Below are 22,786 nucleotides of genomic sequence, written 5' to 3'. Positions count from 1 at the left end.
CGGTGAAACACCAGCAACCTGACGCCCATCCGCCGCGTTCAGCGGTCGGCGCCAACCCGGCTGCGGCTCTTGCCCCATGCAAGCCCGCAGCCGCTTAGCCGTTTTGTCCTTCATATTTTTTCAACTGTTCCGTCAGCTGTTGAAACAATGCCATATCTTTTCGGTCAAGCGCCTGGTCAATTTGCATTTTCAACACCGACAGTTCATGGCGCTTGAGCGCCTCATCCAACACTTGCTCAGCCGCCTTCGCCATTTTCTCATGGCGCTCGTGCCGCCTGACGTTTTCAAACGCCCGCTGATCAACGAGCCGAAGATAAGCAAAATGTCTCGCCTTCCCTGGAAAATGGAGCGTCAAATAAAGCGGCTCGTTCGGATGCAGCGCCAAATCACCCATAATGGTAGCCAAGCTCGTGCTTTTTTGGCCATGCCGATAAAACACGAGCCCTTCTTCCTCCGCCATCACCGCAGAAATGGCGAGCCACCGCGCCTGCTTTCGTTCATGTTCCGTAAAATGAACGTGTTCCAACAGGTGGGGATGCTGAAGCAAATAGTTCAATACAAACCGGGCGTCCGGATGCTTTAAACGGTACTGCTGCAAAAAAGACGTTAAAAAATTGCGTTTTTCCAAATATGACACCCACCGCACCGCGCCACCCCCTTCGCGTCACTGATTCATCGCCCCGGGCGGCTCCAAAGCCGCCGAGCCTGCTCTTTCTTCCACTTTAACATGATGCTAGGCGAAACATTTTGTCCGTTCCCCTTCAGTATAGTCGATTTTCCTTCACCGTGCAGCGGCGGGCGTGCCTGACAAAAAGGCCGGGAAATAGATGCGGCAAAAAGGGGCCCCCATCTAACAGCGCGGACTTACGCGGTGATGACAAAAAAGCTGCCCTCTGTTGTGGGCAGCTGCCACTCATCGTCCGTCCGAGCCGCCTAAACGGCAAAACCGCCTTGGTTTAGGCAAGCTGCAAAACCAACCCTTCTCTTAAACCGAGCGCCTCTGCCGTCGAACGTTGGATGTCGTGCAAAAGCGACTCGTTTTTCATAAGCGATGCGCCGTAGGAAGGGATCATGTCTTTCACTTTCGGCTCCCACTCTTTCATCCGCTCCGGGAAACACTTCGCAATCACTTCGAGCATGACGTGAACCGCCGTCGACGCACCTGGTGAAGCGCCGAGCAACGCCGCAACCGAGCCGTCGGCCGCATGGACGACTTCCGTGCCAAATTGCAACGTTCCTTTTCCGCCCGCCTCCGTATCTTTGATCACTTGCACACGCTGGCCGGCAACGATAACATCCCATTCCTCGCTTTTCGCCGTCGGAACAAACTCACGCAGCTCTTCCATGCGCTGTTCTTTCGATAACATCACTTGCTGAATCAAGTAATTGGTGAGCGCCATATTTTTCGCGCCTGCCGCCAACATCGTCAAAAGGTTGTGCGGTTTGATCGATGTAAACAAATCGAGCATGGACCCATTTTTCAAAAACTTCGGCGAAAAACCGGCAAACGGCCCAAACAGCAACATTTTTTGATTGTTGATAAACCGCGTGTCCAAATGCGGAACCGACATCGGCGGCGCCCCGACTTTCGCTTTGCCGTACACTTTCGCATGGTGTTGCTCGACGACCTCGGGGTTGTTGCACACCATAAACAACCCGCTGACCGGGAATCCACCGATCCCCTTCCCTTCTGGGATGCCGGATTTTTGCAACAAGTGCAGGCTTCCCCCTCCAGCGCCGATGAAGACGAACTGAGCCGCATGACGCTCCACAGCCCCCGTGTCCAAATTCCGCACTTTCAGCTCCCACGCGCCATCGCTTGTGCGCTTCATATCTTCGACGTGGTGGCGGTAGTGGATTTCCACATTCTTCCGTTTTAAATGTGCAAACAGTTGGCGCGTTAATTCCCCAAAATTGACGTCCGTCCCCGATTCGATTCGGGTGGCCGCGATCGGCTCGTCCACAACCCGCCCTTCCATGATGAGCGGCACCCATTCAGCCAGCTTTCTCGGGTTGTCGGAGAATTCCATCCCTTTGAACAATGGGTTGTCGGCCATCGTTTCATACCGCTTTTTCAAAAACGCCACATTCGCTTCCCCTTGCACAAAGCTCATATGCGGCAACGGGCGGATGAAGTCTTTTGGATCCTTGAGCACTCCGCTGTTCACTAAATGAGCCCAAAACTGCAAGGAGACGTAAAACTGTTCATTAATTTTGATCGCCTTGCTGATATCGATCGACCCATCCGGCTTTTCCACTGTGTAGTTCAATTCACAAAGTGCCGCATGCCCGGTCCCGGCGTTGTTCCACTCATTGGAGCTCTCAGCCCCGGCCTCCCCGAGCCTTTCAAATACGGTAATGTCCCACTCCGGCGCCAACTCCTTCAAAAGCGTTCCCAACGTCGCACTCATCATGCCGGCGCCGATTAAGATGACATCCGTTTTAGTTTGTCTGTTGCCCATGTTTACCATCCCTATCCTCTAATATTTGTAAAAACGGTGAGCGACCGCTCGAAACGATTTCAACACTCCCCTTCTCCACTTGGGGGAGATGACAAGAATTATTATAACACATTTCACTTATAGTATATCACTTTTATTTGCACCGTAAAAAATATACTCATATAATAAAGTATTTTGCTCCACAATTATGGTATCAATAGTGGAAACCCACGCTCACCTACATAATTTAATTTTACAAAATAGTTGAATATTTCGCCACCATCTGTGGAGAAAAAATGAAGAAATTTTGAACTTTAGGGATGGGCATGCACCGCCTTCTCATAAGATGTCATCAAACTTGGAAATTTTAACTCATACGACTGCATAGGACGGACGGCAATGTACACACGGAATTTTGATCAATAAAAACAAAAGCAGCCAATTATGCATTGCGCACAACTGGCTGCTTGTTCTTTGCCTAGCAGCGACCTACTCTTGCAGGGGCGCTGGCCCCAACTACCATCGGCGCTGGAGGGCTTAACTTCCGTGTTCGGGATGGGAACGGGTGTTTCCCCTCCGCTATCACCACTAGGCAATAATGGACAAGTTTTATTATAAGGAAATTTGGTTTATTGTCAAGGATTTTTTCATTCCTTCAAAACTAGATAACCGTTGTGGGAAGAAGCCGCATTTTGGTTAAGCCCTCGATCGATTAGTATCCGTCAGCTGCACGTGTCGCCACGCTTCCACCTCGGACCTATCGACCTCGTCATCTTCGAGGGATCTTACTCGCTTCACGCGATGGGAAATCTCATCTTGAGGGGGGCTTCACGCTTAGATGCTTTCAGCGCTTATCCCGTCCGCACATAGCTACCCAGCGGTGCCCCTGGCGGGACAACTGGTACACCAGCGGTGCGTCCATCCCGGTCCTCTCGTACTAAGGACAGCTCCTCGCAAATTTCCTGCGCCCACGACGGATAGGGACCGAACTGTCTCACGACGTTCTGAACCCAGCTCGCGTACCGCTTTAATGGGCGAACAGCCCAACCCTTGGGACCGACTACAGCCCCAGGATGCGATGAGCCGACATCGAGGTGCCAAACCTCCCCGTCGATGTGGACTCTTGGGGGAGATCAGCCTGTTATCCCCGGGGTAGCTTTTATCCGTTGAGCGATGGCCCTTCCATGCGGAACCACCGGATCACTAAGCCCGACTTTCGTCCCTGCTCGACCTGTCCGTCTCGCAGTCAAGCTCCCTTGTGCCTTTGCACTCTCCGAATGATTTCCAACCATTCTGAGGGAACCTTTGGGCGCCTCCGTTACCTTTTGGGAGGCGACCGCCCCAGTCAAACTGCCCACCTGACACTGTCTCCCACCCCGATAAGGGGTGCGGGTTAGAATTTCAATACCGCCAGGGTGGTATCCCACCGCCGCCTCCACCGAAGCTGGCGCTCCGGCTTCTCTGGCTCCCACCTATCCTGTACAAGCGATACCAAAATTCCATATCAGGCTGCAGTAAAGCTCCACGGGGTCTTTCCGTCCTGTCGCGGGTAACCTGCATCTTCACAGGTAATATAATTTCACCGGGTCTCTCGTTGAGACAGTGCCCAAGTCGTTACACCTTTCGTGCGGGTCGGAACTTACCCGACAAGGAATTTCGCTACCTTAGGACCGTTATAGTTACGGCCGCCGTTTACTGGGGCTTCGGTTCGCACCTTCGCTTGCGCTAAGCGCTCCCCTTAACCTTCCAGCACCGGGCAGGTGTCAGCCCCTATACGTCGCCTTTCGGCTTCGCAGAGACCTGTGTTTTTGATAAACAGTCGCTTGGGCCTTTTCACTGCGGCTCGTTCGGGCTCTTCACCCAAACGAGCACCCCTTCTCCCGAAGTTACGGGGTCATTTTGCCGAGTTCCTTAACGAGAGTTCTCCCGCGCGCCTTAGGATTCTCTCCTCGCCTACCTGTGTCGGTTTGCGGTACGGGCACCTCTTCCCTCGCTAGAGGCTTTTCTTGGCAGTGTGAAATCGGGGACTTCCGGATGACTCCGTCGCCGTCACCGCTTGGCCTTTTTGATCCGCGGATTTGCCTACGGATCAGCCTTGCGGCTTGGACAGGCTCTTCCAACCGCCTGCTCGCCCTATCCTCCTGCGTCCCCCCATTGCTCAAACGGGAAGGAGGTGGTACAGGAATCTCCACCTGTTGTCCATCACCTACGCCTTTCGGCCTCGGCTTAGGTCCCGACTAACCCTGAGCGGACGAACCTTCCTCAGGAACCCTTAGGCTTTCGGCGCAGAGGATTCTCACCTCTGTTTTCGCTACTCATACCGGCATTCTCACTTCTAAGCGCTCCACCAGTCCTTCCGGTCTGGCTTCTGTGCCCTTAGAACGCTCCCCTACCGATGACCAACGGTCATCCCGCAGCTTCGGCGGCACGTTTAGCCCCGGTACATTTTCGGCGCAGAGTCACTCGACCAGTGAGCTATTACGCACTCTTTAAATGGTGGCTGCTTCTAAGCCAACATCCTGGTTGTCTGGGCAACTCCACATCCTTTTCCACTGAACGTGCACTTCGGGGCCTTAGCTGGCGATCTGGGCTGTTTCCCTCTTGACCACGGATCTTATCACTCGCAGTCTGACTCCCAAGGATAAGTCATTGGCATTCGGAGTTTGACTGGGTTCGGTAACCCGATGAGGGCCCCTAGCCCAATCAGTGCTCTACCTCCAAGACTCTCACCTTGAGGCTAGCCCTAAAGCTATTTCGGGGAGAACCAGCTATCTCCAAGTTCGATTGGCATTTCACCCCTACCCACACCTCATCCCCGCACTTTTCAACGTGCGTGGGTTCGGGCCTCCAGCCGGTGTTACCCGGCCTTCACCCTGGACATGGGTAGATCACCTGGTTTCGGGTCGACGACGACGTACTCATACGCCCTGTTCAGACTCGCTTTCGCTGCGGCTCCGCCTGTTCGGCTTAACCTCGCACGCCATCGTCACTCGCCGGTTCATTCTACAAAAGGCACGCCATCACCCTTTAACGGGCTCTGACTACTTGTAGGCACACGGTTTCAGGTTCTCTTTCACTCCCCTTCCGGGGTGCTTTTCACCTTTCCCTCACGGTACTGGTGCACTATCGGTCACTAGGGAGTATTTAGCCTTGGGAGATGGTCCTCCCTGCTTCCGACGGGATTTCCCGTGTCCCGCCGTACTCAGGAGCCGCCCGGGAGGGAACGAAGTTTCGACTACAGGGCTGTCACCTTCTCTGGCCGGCCGTTCCAGACCGGTTCGTCTACCCCGTTCCTTTCTCACTCCCATCTGGGCGGTCCTACAACCCCAAGAGGCACGCCTCTTGGTTTGGGCTGTTCCCGTTTCGCTCGCCGCTACTCAGGGAATCGCGTTTGCTTTCTTCTCCTCCGGGTACTAAGATGTTTCAGTTCCCCGGGTGTGCCCTCCATGCCCTATGGATTCAGGCATGGATCCTGCCCCATTACAGGCAGGGGGTTCCCCCATTCGGACATCTCCGGATCGACGCTTGCTTACAGCTCCCCGGAGCGTTTCGGCGTTTGCCCCGTCCTTCATCGGCTCCTAGTGCCAAGGCATCCACCGTGCGCCCTTTCTAGCTTAACCTACAGCGCTTCTCGGCTTCTTCCTAAACTGTCTAGCGTCGGCGCCTGGCTCTTTTCTGCCAAATAACCTTCCCCCTCGGGGTGCAAGCACCCCTACGGGTGAAGAACATTTGGCTTCAAGAGCCGATCGCGGCGCCTCCGCTTTTCCGGTTATCTAGTTTTCAAAGAACGATAGGAAGGAATTTTTCATTCCTTCAAAACTGAACGAAGCGACTGCTTTGAGTCTGCTTCCTTGCAGCTTTGCGCCGAGGAATCCATCTTCCCTGAATCTGCTAGAAGACGCAGGCGCAAAACACGTGAAGGAATTTTTCATTCCCTCAAAACTGAACGAAACGAAAACGCGATGTATCGACAGTTGGCCATTACGGCCTCCGCTTTTCTTCATCCTTAGAAAGGAGGTGATCCAGCCGCACCTTCCGGTACGGCTACCTTGTTACGACTTCACCCCAATCACTTGCCCCACCTTCGGCGGCTGGCTCCCTTGCGGGTTACCTCACCGACTTCGGGTGTTGCAAGCTCTCGTGGTGTGACGGGCGGTGTGTACAAGGCCCGGGAACGTATTCACCGCGGCATGCTGATCCGCGATTACTAGCGATTCCGGCTTCATGCAGGCGAGTTGCAGCCTGCAATCCGAACTGAGAGCGGCTTTTTGGGATTCGCTCCCCCTCACGGGTTCGCAGCCCTTTGTACCGCCCATTGTAGCACGTGTGTAGCCCAGGTCATAAGGGGCATGATGATTTGACGTCATCCCCACCTTCCTCCGACTTTTAGCCGGCAGTCCCTCTAGAGTGCCCACCTGAATGCTGGCAACTAGAGGCAAGGGTTGCGCTCGTTGCGGGACTTAACCCAACATCTCACGACACGAGCTGACGACAACCATGCACCACCTGTCACCCTGCCCCCCCGAAGGGGGAACGCCCAATCTCTTGGGTTGTCAGGGGATGTCAAGACCTGGTAAGGTTCTTCGCGTTGCTTCGAATTAAACCACATGCTCCACCGCTTGTGCGGGCCCCCGTCAATTCCTTTGAGTTTCAGCCTTGCGGCCGTACTCCCCAGGCGGAGTGCTTATCGCGTTAGCTGCAGCACTAAAGGGTGTGACCCCTCTAACACTTAGCACTCATCGTTTACGGCGTGGACTACCAGGGTATCTAATCCTGTTTGCTCCCCACGCTTTCGCGCCTCAGCGTCAGTTACAGGCCAGAGAGCCGCCTTCGCCACTGGTGTTCCTCCACATCTCTACGCATTTCACCGCTACACGTGGAATTCCGCTCCCCTCTCCTGCACTCAAGTCCCCCAGTTTCCAATGACCCTCCACGGTTGAGCCGTGGGCTTTCACATCAGACTTAAAGGACCGCCTGCGCGCGCTTTACGCCCAATAATTCCGGACAACGCTCGCCCCCTACGTATTACCGCGGCTGCTGGCACGTAGTTAGCCGGGGCTTTCTCGTGAGGTACCGTCACCGCGCCGCCTTGTTCAAACGGCGCTCCTTCGTCCCTCACAACAGAGCTTTACGATCCGAAGGCCTTCTTCGCTCACGCGGCGTCGCTCCGTCAGACTTTCGTCCATTGCGGAAGATTCCCTACTGCTGCCTCCCGTAGGAGTCTGGGCCGTGTCTCAGTCCCAGTGTGGCCGGTCACCCTCTCAGGCCGGCTACGCATCGTCGCCTTGGTGAGCCGTTACCTCACCAACTAGCTAATGCGCCGCGGGCCCATCCGCAAGTGACAGCCAAAGGCCGCCTTTCAACCGAAGACCATGCGGTCTTCGGTGTTATCCGGTATTAGCTCCGGTTTCCCGGAGTTATCCCGGTCTTGCGGGCAGGTTGCCCACGTGTTACTCACCCGTCCGCCGCTGACCGAATCAAGGCAAGCCCTGATCCGGTCCGCTCGACTTGCATGTATTAGGCACGCCGCCAGCGTTCGTCCTGAGCCAGGATCAAACTCTCCAAAAGAAAGTTGATTGGCTTGTTCAGCGCCAAAACCAATGGTCATGGCGCACGCGCTTCGTTTCGTTCAGTTTTCAAGGAACAATCAACTGCTTTCCATAGCCTTGTACTGAGGAATTCAGCTTCTCTGAATCCACTCGCGTTTGCAATTCAATAACTTTATTAATATATCATTTCATTCAATGGTTGTCAAGTTTTTTAATTATCACCTTGAACAACCAAACGAATTTAATTATATCAAAAAATCATCTTTTGTCAACAAACAATTTTTAACTTTTGTGTTTTCGTTCTTTGTTGAACGCACTCTGTTGTTTTAGGCCGCTTCTTGTCTATCACCGAAGCGACGATTTATATAATACTACTGTCATCATCCGAAGTCAACAGTTGTTTGTCATCCAATTTCAACCAAAACCAAACTGCATTCTTCCATTATATATACGTTGTTTTTTCTTCCATTATATATACGTTGTTTTCTGACATCCGTCCTTGAACGAATCTAATCCCTCACTTAAACGTCACATTTCACACCTTACCAAGAGGGGGCAAAGGGCTTTGTGAGCAACTGAACGCCATCACTGGCACGAGGTCGGCATTGGAAGTTTACCGGAATCAGCCGCTCAATCAACTGCGGAAGACAAAGATTTCAGCGAATGCGAACCCCCATAAGGTACAACCTTCTATACTTCCCTCGCGCGCCAAAGATTCATTCGACATCGGAACAAAAACATCCTCTCGCCTTTGATCAATAGAGTGCGAAATGTGACACCGAATATTCGTATTCCATTGGATTCAGGATCGTATGCACACTCGCTGAATCACCGTCGATGCTTATAAAGTGGCCTGTTTCCTTCGGCCCTAGTCCCCTAACCGCCCCATGGATTCGTCCAATTTTCTCCAGTTCCCCTTTTCCGATATCCCAGCTGTACAGTTCCTCCTTTGCATGATAGCTGTTGCAAAAATACGCATAGTTTCCCCTGACACATAGAGCTGTCGATCCGCGCAACGATTCAGGCACTTCATATCGTTTCATTGCTTTTGTGCAGGGGTCCAAATGAATCAGCGAAAAATCGCTATAAGGAAAAAGCCATAATGTCGAGGACCTCCCCTTGCAAATCGCATAGCAGTCGATGATCATGGGGCGATCCGTTAGATGGGAATGATAGTTAAATATTGGTGATCCATCCAATCGAAACAAAACCAATCCTTCCGCAGAAATTCCTTTGCCAAAAACCCCTTCATCAAAGTAGCCGATCCATATTCCTTCTCTTCCAACCGCTATGTCTTCAATCCCGTCGCCGCCGCAAAATGAATGTTGCACCTTTCCATATAAATCTACCAAAAACACATTATGGCGGATTCCGTCACTTCTTGCATCAGCCAGCAAAAAGCGCTCGCTGCCGACCCAGCGAATGATGGGAACCCGAACAGTCACGTCTGGATGGAGAACAACTCCATTTGCCACACACTCCACCCGGTTATGATGTTTCTGCACAGCCAACCACCCGTACCGATCGCTCCAATCTGCATCCATCAGCTGAATCCGACTTCGTTCGGAAACAATCGAATAGAAGGTAGAAGTTACGACTTCCAATGTTCATCCCCCATAGGCAAATCAAAAGATTTCGTTATTTTGATTGTATCAACTTTCTCCAAACATCGCCGTCAAACTTTGTCGACCGACAAAAATACAAAAAGAGCGGTACGGTGCCGCTCTCTTTCTATATCCAATAGCAAGGCTGATAAATCATCGACACTCTAACTCTTTTTCCTTATTTATCACAAATCATTGGCTGGCTTCCCCAGGATAGCGGGCAGCTGTTTCAGCTCAGGATGCAATGTTTCAAACACATCAGCCACGTTTAATATCGCTCCCTCTCCAAAAGCTGGGCCGATGATTTATGCTCAAGCATCATCAATTCCTGTCCCGAACACTTAATCCCTTTTTCTCTTAATTTCTTTTCTATGCTATTTCTCATTTCGTTGCCTCCCTTCTAAAATTATTATACATTGCGAGGATTAAATTACAAAATATTTTTAATTTAGGAAATATAATAAATATACAAACAATTATTTTGACAATACTCTACTGAATTTCCTAAAATGTAGTTAGACATCACCTGGTGAAGGTTCGGTGTCAGCGCTCCAAAGTTCCTATGCAGCCAATCCTAAAATCTAAAAGTAAAGAGGGGAACGCCATGGAAGCAAAACAAACGGTGTTTATCAGTGAGTTTACTAACGGCATCTTGGACCCTAATGAAAACATGCTTGGTCCCGTGCAAGATGGGGGATACATTGTCGCCAACACGACTCCTGGCTGCTGGGGACCGATGATCACCCCTTGCATCCGCGGTGGCCATGAGGTGACGAAGCCCGTTTTTGTGGAAGGTGCTGAAGTCGGAGATGCTATTGCAATTAAGATCAAGTCAATTCGTGTCACTTCTATCGCTACATCCTCAGGAAATGATAAGCCCATAGAAGGGCGGTTTGTCGGCGATCCATTCGTGGCTGTCAAATGCCCACAGTGTGGAACAATGTACCCGGAAACGAAAATCGAAGGGATCGGACCCGGGGCCATTCGATGTGCAAATTGTGGCGCGGACGTGACCCCATTTGTATTTACGAACGGCTATACAATGGCGTTTGATCCAAACCGACAAATCGGGGTAACTGTGCATAAAGAAGCGGCGGAGCACATTGCCCAACAAGGGCGATACTATATGGCAACACCCGACAACTCCGTCCAAAACCCAATCGTTACATTTGCCCCCCATGACTTGGTTGGAACGGTGGCCAGGCTCCGACCGTTTCTTGGGCAACTCGGCACCACCCCAGCGCGCCCGTTGCCGGATTCACATAACGCTGGCGACTTTGGCCAATTTTTGATCAACGCTCCACATGAGTACGGGATTGCGAAAGAACAGCTGGAAGATCGCACGGACGGACATATGGACATTAACCGTGTACGCGAAGGCGCCGTGTTGATCTGCCCTGTGAAAGTGCGGGGCGGAGGCGTTTATCTCGGTGATATGCATGCCATGCAGGGCGACGGGGAAATTGCTGGACATACGACCGACGTATCTGGCATCGTCACCCTTCAAGTGAAAGTAATTAAAGGATTGGCCATTGACGGACCGATTCTTCTTCCTGTTGCTGAGGACCTCCCCTACTTGGCAAAGCCATTGACAAAAAAAGAAAAAGAGATCGCCCTTGATTTGGCACAATCATGGGGCGTAAGCAAGTTGGAGGAATCATTGCCAATTTCCTTTGTCGGGACGGGAGCCAACTTAAACGAGGCAACAGAAAACGGGCTGAAGCGCGCAGCGAAAACGTTAGGCATCTCTGTTCCTGAAGTGATGAACCGCGCCACGATTACCGGCGCTATCGAAATCGGCCGACATCCTGGAGTGGTCACCGTCACTTTCCTGTGCCCAGTTCGTTATTTAGACAAGATTAGCTTGACCTCGCTGGTGTACGATCAATATCGCAACGTTTTGGACTAAGAACATATCGATCATCGCCAAAGGGCTTCATCCTCTCGCACTCGCAAAGCGGGGATGAAGCCATATGTTTGTCAAGATTCGGGCACATACATTTTTTGCAGCGGCAACAGTGCTCGCGCATCGTTTGGCATATGTTCGTACCACTGAACAATGAAGTTGACCAGCTCTTCCAAATCAATTAATTTGACTGAGTTATGTTTGGCCACCGCTTCTGCTTGGGAAGTAAAGCCCCCTGTTGAGACGAACAAACAATTGGCATCAATCGGATTGGCCCCGAGAAGCTGCTGGATTTCAGGGGCAGAAGCGGCACTTTTACGATGCTTCACTTGCACCTTAATAATTGGTTTTTCAAATCCAAATGCATCCTTATAGGCCAACACATCGACCCCACCGTCAGGGCCTTTCGGACTCACTTGCACGTTATACCCCATCGCCTGAAGCAAGCCCGCCACTAAATCTTGCATTTGCCACGGGTCGAGCTTGTCCACTTTGTCTTGGATCATCATCAACGCTTTTCCGACAAGGTCTTCGACGATTTCTTCCGTTTCCCCCTCTTCAGTTTCATCCTGAGGTTTTGAGAATGGTTGACTGTTTAAACGCTGCTCGATTTCATCCCCCCATTCGTCAACTCGAAAAACCGTTAGCGTCGAACCCAAACTGTTCTTCGCTCCTTGTGACAACGAATCCCTTGAAACTGTGGCATTTTCCCATTTTACACGGATGATGTTCGGATAATAGGAATACCCGATGGCGGGATCGTAACGATGTTCTTCTGTCACCGTTCCAACAATGTACTCCCTTTTCTCCTTCGAATATGTGATCACACGATCGCCTTTTTTGATTTCATAGGCAAAACGCCATACTTGGTTAACCCAACTCGTTCTCGATTTTGGTTTTGCCTCGGCAAATACTTCATCAGCCTTTCGCTGCAACTGTTCTTTCGACTGAACGTTCTTCGGATTGCCCAGCCTCGCCCAGCCGATCGATGCGATCCCCTTCTCCAACCAAAGCGGAATGAGTTCATTGCGGTCGCCCGCGCGGATCATCCACCATTTTGACATCCGGGTTCCTCCTTTTGGCAAAAAGAAATCGCTCCACCAGTGAAACAATCACTCTTCTAAAAACAGGAGCTGAAACAATGAGCCTATGGCTCCCACTGTAGGCAATGCGTTTAAGCCAAAACGAACAAATCAGATAACCTAGCCCATCCATCGGTGTTCTTCACCTAATTACAAACTGTTTAGTCGATTTCGTTCAATTTTGATCGTATGATCTTTCCCATCCAATACATCGGCGCGCTTGCTGCCGTAGAGGCGAAGCTTGGGAGAGCCTTTCACCGCTTTTATGGAAAGTCGTGGAGTTCCCCGAACTTGTTGTCTTTGCAGGTCGACACACTCGAGAAACTCATTCCAACGGACGATGGCAATCACTTGATTGGAATCGCTCGGCTGTTTCTGTGCGCAGATAAATACAAACACGATTTCTTTTTCCTTGCTGTGTTCGAGATCAATCTTGTTAATTTCGGCAATCTCATGGTCGCTGAATACAAACGACCAAGTGAAATCTTTCGATCCCGATGGATTCGTGTTGTATTTCGTGTACATGATATAGCTCGCTTTATTCGTCGTGACTTCATAAATCTGGCGATTGTCATCTTCCTTTTCAAAGAGCGCCGGCGCCAACCCGCCGTTGACCAGAGCGGAAAGAAGCGCTCCGTAGTAATAATCCGCTTTGCGAATCGTTGCCACCCGTGCCCCCTCCCTTTGTCGTAGATAAAAAGATTCCGTTGATTTGATTGTATCAACTTTTGTAAAACATTTCCGTCGAACTTTGTCGACCGTCAAAAAATACAAAAAGAGCGGTACGGCGCCGCTCTCCCTTTCTATATCTGATAGATTTGTTGTCCAAGACAGTTTGCGGTCAAATACGTAAAGATACTAATGAAACAAAACAGAAGCCCGCTCGGCTTCTGCTTTGTCCCCACCTTTAACGGCTTAAGACTACAATATAAACCGTTCGACATCATTCTCCGGTCCGATGAATTCTACGTCCGTGCCGATGGCTTGGAAGTGCTTGCAGGCGAATGAAATTTTCGCCGCTTCACCGGGCCGCAGTTCTCCCTCCCATTCCCGTCCTTTCGTTTCGCGGACGAAGGCCATCCTTTTCGATGACGAGCGCCCAGTCGGGATTGTAGGAACCGATTGGGGTGTCGATTTTGAACCAGTTCGGCAGTTTGACGTACACTTTCACGTTTTCATCGTTTTCAAACCGTTTCGCGAACCGCTCTTCCACTCCGGAATCGTAAATGATATGGTCAAACGGCGATTTTTCGCTCGGGATGGCGTTGTCGTTCAAATAGGCGAGGAGCTTTTCATTTTGGAGTTGCAGTGGCATTTCTCAAATAGGCGGCTGAAATCAAAAACACGCCCTTCGGAAATAACAGTTTGTACACAATCGCCTTCTCATTCCCGTCGAATGCTGTGGAGAAATTCCGCATCAATTACTTTCCTGTCATCGACAAGATCTAGCAGTTCGTCGTGTGGCCGAATCTCATCATTTCCGTCGGAATAATAAAGGGTGATATACACTCCTTCTGATTGTGCGATTTGCAACGCGGGCAAAAAATCACTGTCCCCCGTCAACAATGCCGCATGAGTGATTAATTTCTTCGTACTATGCATAACCAAATCGGTTGCTAGCATCACATCGATCCTTTTTTGCTCAAACACTGGAAACCCACGCTCATCAATGCCACGAAATGCTAGCTTTCCCTCCCGGACGGTAAAACTACCAAGCCGGTTTAGTCTTTTGAAAAAACGTTGTGCATGGGAGAAATAGTCTTTTTCCTCTAGAGATGGATAGGATGATTGATGGGGAAGGCAATGGTAGTAGTACGTTCGTAAAAGCAGATGGCCTTGAGCCATTTGTTGAGCAAGCTTGCTGTAATCGATTTTGGCTTTTCCATGCCATTTCAACACATGGTCGAGATATCCACCATCAATAAATAAGGCAATTCGCGAATACAACGCATTCCCTCCCGTCCATGGCAATGAATACAAAAGGAGCGGCGATGCCGCCCCTCTCTCTTGACCTGCCATCCATCCGAACGGCAGCGGTTATTCTAAATATCATTATAATTGGAAAAACGGTGCATGTAAATCCCCCAGTTGAGACGAACAGATCATTCGCGTCGAACCGGTTCGCCCCGAGAAGCTGTTAGATTTCCGAGGCATAGGCAACGTTTTTGTGATGTTTGACTTGCTCTCGATGTCGTCTTGGTCTCGCTGGACACTTCATTTGCCTTTTTCAGCAACTGTTTTTTTGGTTGAACACATGTCTTTGGGTTTCCAACCGCGCCATCCGATCGATGAGATGACTTTTCCAGCCAAAACTAGCGATGACAAATATATAAAAACAACCGTTCCAGTTCCTCCGACTCTAACTTTCGAACCAGGCTAATAAACTCCCTATGGAATGAAGGATAAATGCTGCTAATGCTTTCTATTTCGTATTGCAACGCTTCTTCAGATGGTGCCGATTGTATCCCTGTTAGTAATTGTCTTTGCTTCTCGACAGAGTACCCTTTTTCGTTCATGAATATTAGCACATTCTTGAGTTGCTGAATAAATAACGGAGTGTTCTCCGTCCATTCATCGATTCGTTTCCGCCAATCCTCATTTTGCACGTTGGAGTTTTTAAATGAATTTTCCTCAAACAGCTGTTTTAATGCGTAATATAACTCCTTCGCTTCCGCTTCTGAAAGGGTAACTCCTTTTCCCATTTTCGCATGTGAGACATCCCAATCCCGTATATCATACTTCGGGGGATATCCGTTCCAACTCACAAGATTTAGTTCCTTATTCCATCCTTTGGGCGAACTAGACAATGTCGCAATTCGTTTTTTGATTTCAAACTGAATCGTTGCCAAACAAACCGCTCCCTTACTTGGAATATATACTTGAATCAAAGCCAAAGGCATCGTAATCTTCTTTGCGGAAATTTCTTACAAAAGGACAAATACTTCTAAAGCTGCGGCCAGTATACATTAACTGCACTTCTTTTTTCGCCCTAGTGATTGCAACATAAAGAACTTTCTTTTCGTCATTGAGTATAGCTTCAAAATCCGCCTTGTAGCCGTCACTATTTTTATTGTCACCGGCTCGTTTATCCAACTCTTCAATCCTCTTTTTACTCGGATAATGATCACGGTCAAAATGAATCAAAAATACATAATCAAACTCAAGCCCTTTGACGCTATATGCATCCGTAAAGAAGATCGGCTTTTTTTGTTTGTTCAAATCAAATCTTCTTCCATATTGGGATGTGGTGATGACATCAAAGTATTTCTTTAATTCCATAAGAACCGGACATTGACTAATTGCATATTTGTCTCCATCATGACGGTGGATAACAGCGATTGTCGCATCCGGGTCGTTTTTCTGAATCACTTTTACTTGGTTTACTAGATGACAACTCAGTTCTTTCGAGCCCGAGAAAAAGTAGATCGACGGTTTTTTTCCTTCTCTCACAAAACGTTGATCATCCAAACGGTCGTTTTCTTCATCAATGAACTCCAAACTGCTTGCCAGTTTCATGATTTGTTTTGTTGATCGGTAGTTTGTTCGCAAGTTTCTCGTTTTCCTCCCCTCGATGTGCAACCCTAAATCCCGATAAGAGAACGGGCTTCGTTTGTAAATACGTTGCTTCGGGTCGCCGGAGACAACAATTGATTTTTTGGTTAATCTGACCAGTGCTTTTAATTGCATCGCTTGCAAATCCTGAACTTCATCAACAAAAATATAGTCGTACTTCAATGAATCCGGAATATCCTCAAAATGTTTCAACAGCAACAAAGCATAATCTTCTAAATCTAAATGATCGTGGAACTGTTTTTTTAACATTTTTTCATATTCCTTATACAAATAGAAAACCGTTCGGCGCTGCTCTTTGGTTAATCGCGGGATGTTTCCCCTTCCCGCCCGTTCACAATCATAATACAATTCTTCTGTGACAAAACCGTTCGCTTTCATCCAAAGAATTTCATCCATTAAAAATGTACCTGCATGCGTTTTGTAAAGTTTTTGTTCCAGCGGCAGCTTTTTATATTTTTCGCTTTCCATAAACGTATCTACAAGCGCTATCGTACGGCGCGTAATGGCGTCCTCATAGCGCCGCAAGTTTTCAAGGTTGATCCGCAAAAATTCTGCGTTTGGAAAACCAATTTCCCTTAAAATCCTTGCCGCCATATAGTGAAAAGTTTCCATATGCAAGGTATGTTTATCCTTGATCTCGTGAAACTTGCTCGACTGCTCGATTCGTTTTCTTGCATCTTCAATAAGCGTCGTATTAAATGAACAATATAAAATGCGCTTCGGTTCATTTTCCTGTTCCATGACTTTTAGCAACTTATAAATTAATGTCAGGCTTTTGCCGGTGCCCGCCGAACCGTTGATCAACATTTGATCTTCATCTTGCTGGACAACGGAAATTTGTTCAGGGCTTAGCGTAATATTAGCCAACAGGCCATGGGCATCAAAATAATTTTGCCAAGCTCGCGCCGATCGTCTGGCAAAGTCTAGACGTTTCTTACGGAGATCAGTTGTCGTTTGCATCGATGACATACTCACCGTCCTTACAAACGTGCAGGAATGGGCACATGCGGCAATGTTGTCCGCTTCTTGCTTCGATTTCCTTTATTTGAACACTTGCAAGAAATTCCTTTATATGCTCATCAATCCGAAAGGTGTCATGGTCATATTGATATTTTGCTTTCCAATTTTTTGTGACCATATATTTGCTTCCCAAGCGTTGAAGCCGTTTCATCGCCTTTGGATAATAAATATTTTGATATGATTTATACGTTCTTAGGCTGGAGGCATAGGTTGTATCCAACAAGTTTTGCTTGTGCGCGTTTGTCCATTGCGGAAATAAAGGGAATATGGTCTCCCGCACCAGCGCTTCTCCATCCCCTTGTTCAGCAAGAAGTTTGCCGATGATCGCAAAAGCTTGCTGCTGATGGAAATCGTTTTCATAAATCGGATGATGTTCAACAAACGCATTGAAAAAGAATTTTCGCTGGCAAAAATCGCTGTCCAGCCATAGCAAATCGGGAATAGCCTGTAACGGTTCTTTCGGTATCTCCTCTTTGACAACGGTCTCTTCTTCCCATTTCCACTCTTCGGGTTGCTCCTCTGCAACTTCTTCCGTTTGTCCATACAATTCCTGTAAGATAGCGAAATAAATGCTTGGTCCGTCATGCTCGTACAAATCTTTAATATAACTAAAAGTAATTTGTCCCTTGCCATACGCCAAAAGATGATAAATGGAATATAGCGCAGTATCTCTCGTAACATCCCGTGAGTAATAATCAACTACAAGCGCATTCATCCGCATGATTCGATTCGCAGCAACAAATGAACGGCGAATACATTCTTTCAACCAACTATGCATCAACAAGTGTGGCATTTCAGACTGTTTCCAAGGAAACGTTTGCAACGATAAGCCTGTTACGTGAATGTTATGTGCAATCAACGTTTTTCCAACCAACTGGTCAATGTTTACAATTTGTGGACTGTCTTGATCATTGTCTTCCTCATCTTCCTCTGTACCTAAGTGCAATGTAAGAAACTGGTATAACTCTTCCATCGTAAACTCCCAGTCGGCAGGAATCGAAACGGAAAATAACTTTTCCATCTTTTGTTTAGCACTAGACTCCCATTGGCCGCTTACAGCCACATAGATGTCGTTCAGTTCTTCAATATACACCCTGACATTTCTCTTTTCCCTTTCCCCCAATAGCAGACGGTTCACTTTTCGAGCTAAATCTTTCGTGCATTCGACCAACTGCTTGACAGTAATTTCGTATCTAGACTGATGCACATACGGAAAACAGCGAAACGGGTTGCTTAAATAACTCTTCAACTGGTGACGCCCCGCCTGCTCCTTCGCAGTTTCATCAAATACGCGGCTGACTTCCTGAAGATCAACAAGCGCTTGCAGGCGTTCCATGATATCTTGAAAACTTTTCACGCCGTCCATATAACTGCGCAAATCAATCAGCAACGTCAATGCTTGCGTACCGTTTACATGTCCGGACTGCACCCACCCTGACGTCATCATATTGACGTAATCGTCATACGTTAAGAACTCACATTTCGCACCCTCTCGACCAAAATCGGGAGGATTTTTTCATCCCGGTGTCGAATAGGTCCTTGACACACAAGGAATGCAAAGGAGTTTTTCCATCATGGACGTTCGAATTCGGGCGATTTATGAAAGTTCCTATTTGAATATAATAAGTACCATTTTCAAAGATCTTGGCCTCCCTCAGCTGATTGACCGGCTGGTTCCGGTGGATCCTCAATGCCAAACCCGAGCCAGTGATGTGGTCGGGCTGCTTCTCTTGGATATCTTGAGCGGCCGGCAAGCCCTCGTTCATTTGGAACGGTGGGCGCATGACATCGACTTGCCCAAGCTGATCCGGCCAGGATTGGATCCGTCTTGGTTCAACGACGATGCCATTGCTCGCCATTTGGACCGGCTGTATGAGGCCAATATCCATCAAGTCCTTTCGTCTTGCCTGGTACAAATCTACAAGAAAGAAGGCCTCCCTCTCCGTGTCTTTCACGCGGATACGACGGACAAGACGGTTTACGGTGCGTATGAATCCGATTCGTCGGATGGGTTGCACATCACCTATGGCTATAACCGCCATCATCGCTGGCAAAAGCAGATCGGATTCGGCCTGATCGGCAACGAGGACGGCATTCCGTTTTACGGCGACGTGCACGACGGCAACGTGCCGGACAAAACGTGGAATCCCGAGGTGTTGTCGCGAGTCCATGAGCAGCTGAGGGAAGCGAAGATCGAAGACGAATGGATTTACGTGGCAGATTCCGCTGCGATGACGAAGGACACGCTGGCGCAAACGAAAGCCGCCAACGCCTTTTTGATCACGAGAGGGCCGTCGTCGCTCCGGATTGTCAAAACGGCGCTTTCGGAGGCGGATGCCCAACCCGATTCGGCGTGGAGCGCCCCCTTTGCGCTGGCCGAGAAAAACGGCGCCACGTACCGGGTATGGGAAACGGCCTCGACATATGAAGGCCAGCCCGTACGACTGATCGTCGTCGAATCGAGTGCGCTCGACCAGCGAAAAGGAAAGACGCTCGAAACAGAACGAACCAAAGAAGCGGAGCTTCTTCGCGAGGAACAAGCCCGTTGGGAGCGTCATCCTTTCTCTTGTCGGGAAGACGCCGAACAAGCCTTGGCCTCCTTGAAGGCATCCCTTCGTCCCCGGTTCCATCGAGTGGAGGCCGTCGTCGAAGAGATCGTGCGCCCGAAAAAACGGCGTGGACGGCCGAAAAAAGGGGCGGAACCGGAAATGGAGACGCTGTACACCCTTCGGCTGAGCGTGGAATTCAACCAAGACGCGTGGGAGCAGGCGAGACGGAAAGCGTCCCGGTTTGTCCTCGTCACGACTGTTCCAAAGGAATGGAAGGGCCAACCCATGGATGCCCAAGAGATCTTGAAGCTGTATAAAGGGCAGATCTCGGTGGAAATGAACTTCTCCTTCCTAAAAGATCCGTTCTTTACGGACGAAATTTACGTCAAAAAACCGGAACGAGTGGCGGTGTTGGGCTATTTGTTTCTGCTGGCCTTGGCCATTTATCGCGTCTTCCAGCGCCGGGTGCGTCAGTTCATCACACCCGAACGCCCATTAAAGGGCGCCGGAGGCCGCAAGCTGACCCGTCCGACCGGACAAGCGATTTTTCAATTGTTTTGGTATGTCAGAGTCGTCCTGTTGGAGTTGCCGGATGGGCAAATCCAACGCAGGCTAGGGAAACCGCTCACCCCTGATCAGCGAAGGATTCTGCAGGGATTGGGCATGGATGAGAGCATTTACGTGTAACGTCATATGGAACGACTAGCGATGGTAAAAAAAGGATTGCCATCGCTAGTCGTGTTGGTCGAAACGTTATTCTGAAAAACGAAATAAAAAATCCTTTCTTTCTCCCCTGCTAGGGTGCGAAATGTGAGTTAAAAGAATGTTAACAAGATCTGCAATGAAGTCCTCGCGCTCTATCTTTGGTTTTGCCCGCCAGTTTTGCATATCAATCTTGCTTGGAATAAATCCCCTTACTGCCTCTAGATGATCCATGAAGATGTTAACGGCCTCGGAAATATCATAAGTAGGACTTCCCGTGCCGCCGCTTTGCGTATATTTATGAGTTGCTTCTTTCAGGGAAGTGGCGATGCCAATATAATCAACGACGACACCGCCTTCTTTTCCCGGAAACACGCGGTTTACACGGGCAATGGCTTGCATCAGGTTATGTCCCTTCATCGGCTTATCGATATAAAGATAAGAAAGCGGTTTGGCGTCCATTCCTGTCAGCCACATATCGACGACAATGACAAATTTCAAAGGGTCTTCTGGGTCACGAAGTTTGGCTTTCACTTCTTCTTGCTCTTTTTTCGATTTAATATGCGCATATTTGCTTCCCGGCTGGACTTCGCGCCACTCTTTCGGATCCTTTGATACATCCCCTGTCATAATCACTTCAACAGGAGGGCATTCCGGAATTTCTCTTAGATAGTTATACAAATCCACCGCAATGCGTCGGCTCATGCAGACAATCATCGCTTTTTGAAATGGATTGGCGACTTGGTTAAAATGTGATACGATATCTTTGGCTAAACGACGGAGCCGTTTTGGAGTACCGACGACTTTTTCCAGAGCGGCCCATTTTCTTTTATAGCTCTCTGACTCTTCATCGTCTCCCCCTGCTTCTTCGATAATTTTTCTGTATTTTTCATCAATGTCCCCAGCGGATAAATCAAGCGGAATTAGACGGCTCTCATAGTAAATGGGCAATGTCGCTTTGTCTTCGACCGCCTGAGCCATATCGTAGCGGTGGATAATATGTCCGAAAATTTCTTCTGTATTGTTATCAACAAAATCGACCGGGGTTCCCGTAAATCCAATATAGGAAGCGTTCGGCAAAGCATAACGCAACTGAGCGGCAAATCCGCCCGCAAAACCGGCTTGGGTGCGATGTGCTTCATCGGCAATCACCACAATGTTTCGTCTTTCCGATAAAACAGGGTGTCGGGTTTCTCCTTCTTTTTTACGGAATTTTTCAATAGTGGAGAAAATAATTTGTCCCGCTTCCCCTCTCAGTAATGTCCGCAACTGTTCGGTATTTTCCGCGTGATGCACATGGCCGATGTATGATTTCCCTTGCACAAACGTATCATGCAACTGTTCGTCTAAGTCATTACGGTCCACTTGAATGACAATTGATGGATTTTCCATTTCCGGATGCCGAGACAAAATTCCTACGAAAAATAACATGCTTAGCGATTTACCGGAACCCGTTGTATGATACATAACACCGATTTTCCGATCTCCATCAGGCCGAGTCGCACGTATCGCTTCATTCACCGCAAAGTTCACGCCAAAAAACTGATGATATTTCGCACCAACTTTGGTAATTTTACTACCTTCCTCCAAAAAGACAATGAAATTACGAATATAATTTAGTAGACGATCTTTCGGGAATAATCCTTCAATCAGCGTGCGCATCGTATTGGCGCGGTTGTTATCGACATTTCGCCCATCAATCGATTTCCATGAAGCAAAGAAATCGTAATCAGCAAACGGCATTCCATGCTTTGTTTCTACGTTATCGGAAATGACAACAAAAGCGTTGTAGTTAAATAATTGCGAGATATCATACGTATAGTTTTGAATTTGGGTATATGCATCATAAACAGTCGCTTGCTCGTTGTTCGGATTTTTTAACTCAAATACAATCAGTGGTAAACCGTTAATATATATAACGATATCTGGTCTACGGGACATTCGCCCTTCAATCGATAATTGATTGACTACTAAAAAGTCATTGTTCTCTGGATGTTCCCAATCGATCGGGAAAACGTGAGGCGTGTACGTTTCGTCGTTTACCTCATAAGAGAACTCAAGTCCTTTCGTCAACATTTTGTGGAAATGCATATTCCGGTTAATCAGTTTTACTTCATCTGGCGCTGTTAGTACTTGAGCAAGTCTTTTTATTTCATGTTCAGGTATGGCCGGATAAGCCTTCTTTAAGAAGGCTTCCAACCGACCATAAAGAACTACTTCATGAAGACTGTTACGCTCTCCACGCTGAAACAATTCTTGCGCATGAAGATAGTCATAGCCTAACCGCTTTAAACGCTCGATCGTCGTTTCTTCAAATTCCGTTTCACCTAGAGGTCTCGTTGCCATGCTGCTTGCACCTC

General features: G+C 48.7%; 10 protein-coding genes, 3 rRNA genes and 3 pseudogenes. 2 read left to right on the top strand and 14 right to left on the bottom strand.

The features are described from left to right. Nucleotides 1-94: 94 nt before the first annotated feature. The 6 genes from M493_RS06585 to M493_RS06555 form a co-directional block, all read right to left on the bottom strand. Nucleotides 95-646 carry a YpiB family protein gene (locus M493_RS06585; RefSeq protein WP_020959518.1) on the bottom strand — a complete coding sequence of 184 codons (552 nt, stop codon included), beginning with the start codon at nucleotides 644-646 and terminating at the stop codon, nucleotides 95-97. A 310-nt stretch (nucleotides 647-956) separates the two neighbouring features. Next, nucleotides 957-2,462, bottom strand: coding sequence for a malate:quinone oxidoreductase (locus M493_RS06580; protein WP_020959517.1), 1,506 nt, complete (start codon nucleotides 2,460-2,462; stop codon nucleotides 957-959). A gap of 455 nt (nucleotides 2,463-2,917) precedes the next feature. Then, a 5S ribosomal RNA gene (rrf, locus tag M493_RS06575) occupies nucleotides 2,918-3,034 on the bottom strand. Nucleotides 3,035-3,133: 99 nt separating this feature from the next. After that, a 23S ribosomal RNA gene (locus M493_RS06570) occupies nucleotides 3,134-6,061 on the bottom strand. 390 nt (nucleotides 6,062-6,451) lie between these two features. Then, nucleotides 6,452-8,009 (bottom strand): 16S ribosomal RNA (locus M493_RS06560). The 16S, 23S and 5S rRNA genes sit together here, the layout of an rRNA operon. 736 nt (nucleotides 8,010-8,745) lie before the next feature. Beyond that, nucleotides 8,746-9,594 carry a hypothetical protein gene (locus M493_RS06555; RefSeq protein WP_020959515.1) on the bottom strand — a complete coding sequence of 283 codons (849 nt, stop codon included), beginning with the start codon at nucleotides 9,592-9,594 and terminating at the stop codon, nucleotides 8,746-8,748. A 604-nt stretch (nucleotides 9,595-10,198) separates the two neighbouring features. On the opposite strand from M493_RS06555, the gene M493_RS06550 reads away from it, so the two are divergent. After that, nucleotides 10,199-11,503 carry an acetamidase/formamidase family protein gene (locus M493_RS06550; RefSeq protein ID WP_020959513.1) on the top strand — a complete coding sequence of 435 codons (1,305 nt, stop codon included), beginning with the start codon at nucleotides 10,199-10,201 and terminating at the stop codon, nucleotides 11,501-11,503. Nucleotides 11,504-11,574: 71 nt separating this feature from the next. Here the strand turns inward: M493_RS06550 and M493_RS06545 are convergent, their stop codons facing one another. From M493_RS06545 to M493_RS06515, 7 genes and pseudogenes are all read right to left on the bottom strand, one after another. Next, nucleotides 11,575-12,564: a restriction endonuclease gene (locus M493_RS06545; RefSeq protein WP_020959512.1), complete on the bottom strand. Its 990-nt coding sequence runs from the start codon at nucleotides 12,562-12,564 to the stop codon at nucleotides 11,575-11,577. Between the two features lie 168 nt (nucleotides 12,565-12,732). Then, the gene (locus M493_RS06540; RefSeq protein WP_020959511.1) at nucleotides 12,733-13,251 is read right to left on the bottom strand and encodes a hypothetical protein; all 519 of its coding nucleotides are present in this window, start codon (nucleotides 13,249-13,251) and stop codon (nucleotides 12,733-12,735) included. Nucleotides 13,252-13,503: 252 nt separating this feature from the next. Further along, nucleotides 13,504-13,897: pseudogene (locus M493_RS06535) on the bottom strand (hypothetical protein). Nucleotides 13,898-13,965: 68 nt separating this feature from the next. Beyond that, complete coding sequence (locus M493_RS06530; RefSeq protein ID WP_020959510.1) at nucleotides 13,966-14,529, bottom strand: NYN domain-containing protein; 564 nt, start codon at nucleotides 14,527-14,529, stop codon at nucleotides 13,966-13,968. 698 nt (nucleotides 14,530-15,227) lie between these two features. Continuing rightward, nucleotides 15,228-15,431 (bottom strand): annotated as a pseudogene (locus tag M493_RS18835) (YdbC family protein); the annotation flags it as partial. Nucleotides 15,432-15,444: 13 nt separating this feature from the next. Next, nucleotides 15,445-17,124, bottom strand: a complete 1,680-nt coding sequence (locus M493_RS06520; protein WP_235183451.1) for a UvrD-helicase domain-containing protein — start codon at nucleotides 17,122-17,124, stop codon at nucleotides 15,445-15,447. Beyond that, the gene (locus M493_RS06515) at nucleotides 17,099-18,604 is read right to left on the bottom strand and encodes a hypothetical protein (protein ID WP_020959507.1); all 1,506 of its coding nucleotides are present in this window, start codon (nucleotides 18,602-18,604) and stop codon (nucleotides 17,099-17,101) included. The genes M493_RS06520 and M493_RS06515 overlap by 26 nt, the downstream gene beginning before the upstream one ends. Before the next feature lie 145 nt (nucleotides 18,605-18,749). On the opposite strand from M493_RS06515, the gene M493_RS06510 reads away from it, so the two are divergent. Next, entirely contained in the window at nucleotides 18,750-20,411 is a 1,662-nt protein-coding gene (locus M493_RS06510; RefSeq protein ID WP_020959017.1) for an IS1634 family transposase, read from the top strand. A gap of 129 nt (nucleotides 20,412-20,540) precedes the next feature. Here the strand turns inward: M493_RS06510 and M493_RS06505 are convergent. Beyond that, nucleotides 20,541-22,772: pseudogene (locus tag M493_RS06505) on the bottom strand (type I restriction endonuclease subunit R); the annotation flags it as partial. Nucleotides 22,773-22,786 lie beyond the last annotated feature (14 nt).

This window comes from Geobacillus genomosp. 3 (assembly GCF_000445995.2).
Classification (GTDB): Bacteria; Bacillota; Bacilli; order Bacillales; family Anoxybacillaceae; genus Geobacillus.
Note: the sequence above shows the minus strand (reverse complement) of the source record. Positions and strands in the feature narration are given on the sequence as shown.

Bases quoted from the DNA above. Each gene is read 5' to 3' on its own strand.
- M493_RS06580 (WP_020959517.1), bottom strand. From the start codon at position 2,462: ATGGGCAACAGACAAACTAAAACGGATGTCATCTTAATCGGCGCCGGC.
- M493_RS06550 (WP_020959513.1), top strand. From the start codon at position 10,199: ATGGAAGCAAAACAAACGGTGTTTATCAGTGAGTTTACTAACGGCATC.
- M493_RS06545 (WP_020959512.1), bottom strand. From the start codon at position 12,564: ATGTCAAAATGGTGGATGATCCGCGCGGGCGACCGCAATGAACTCATT.
- M493_RS06520 (WP_235183451.1), bottom strand. From the start codon at position 17,124: ATGTCATCGATGCAAACGACAACTGATCTCCGTAAGAAACGTCTAGAC.
- M493_RS06510 (WP_020959017.1), top strand. From the start codon at position 18,750: ATGGACGTTCGAATTCGGGCGATTTATGAAAGTTCCTATTTGAATATA.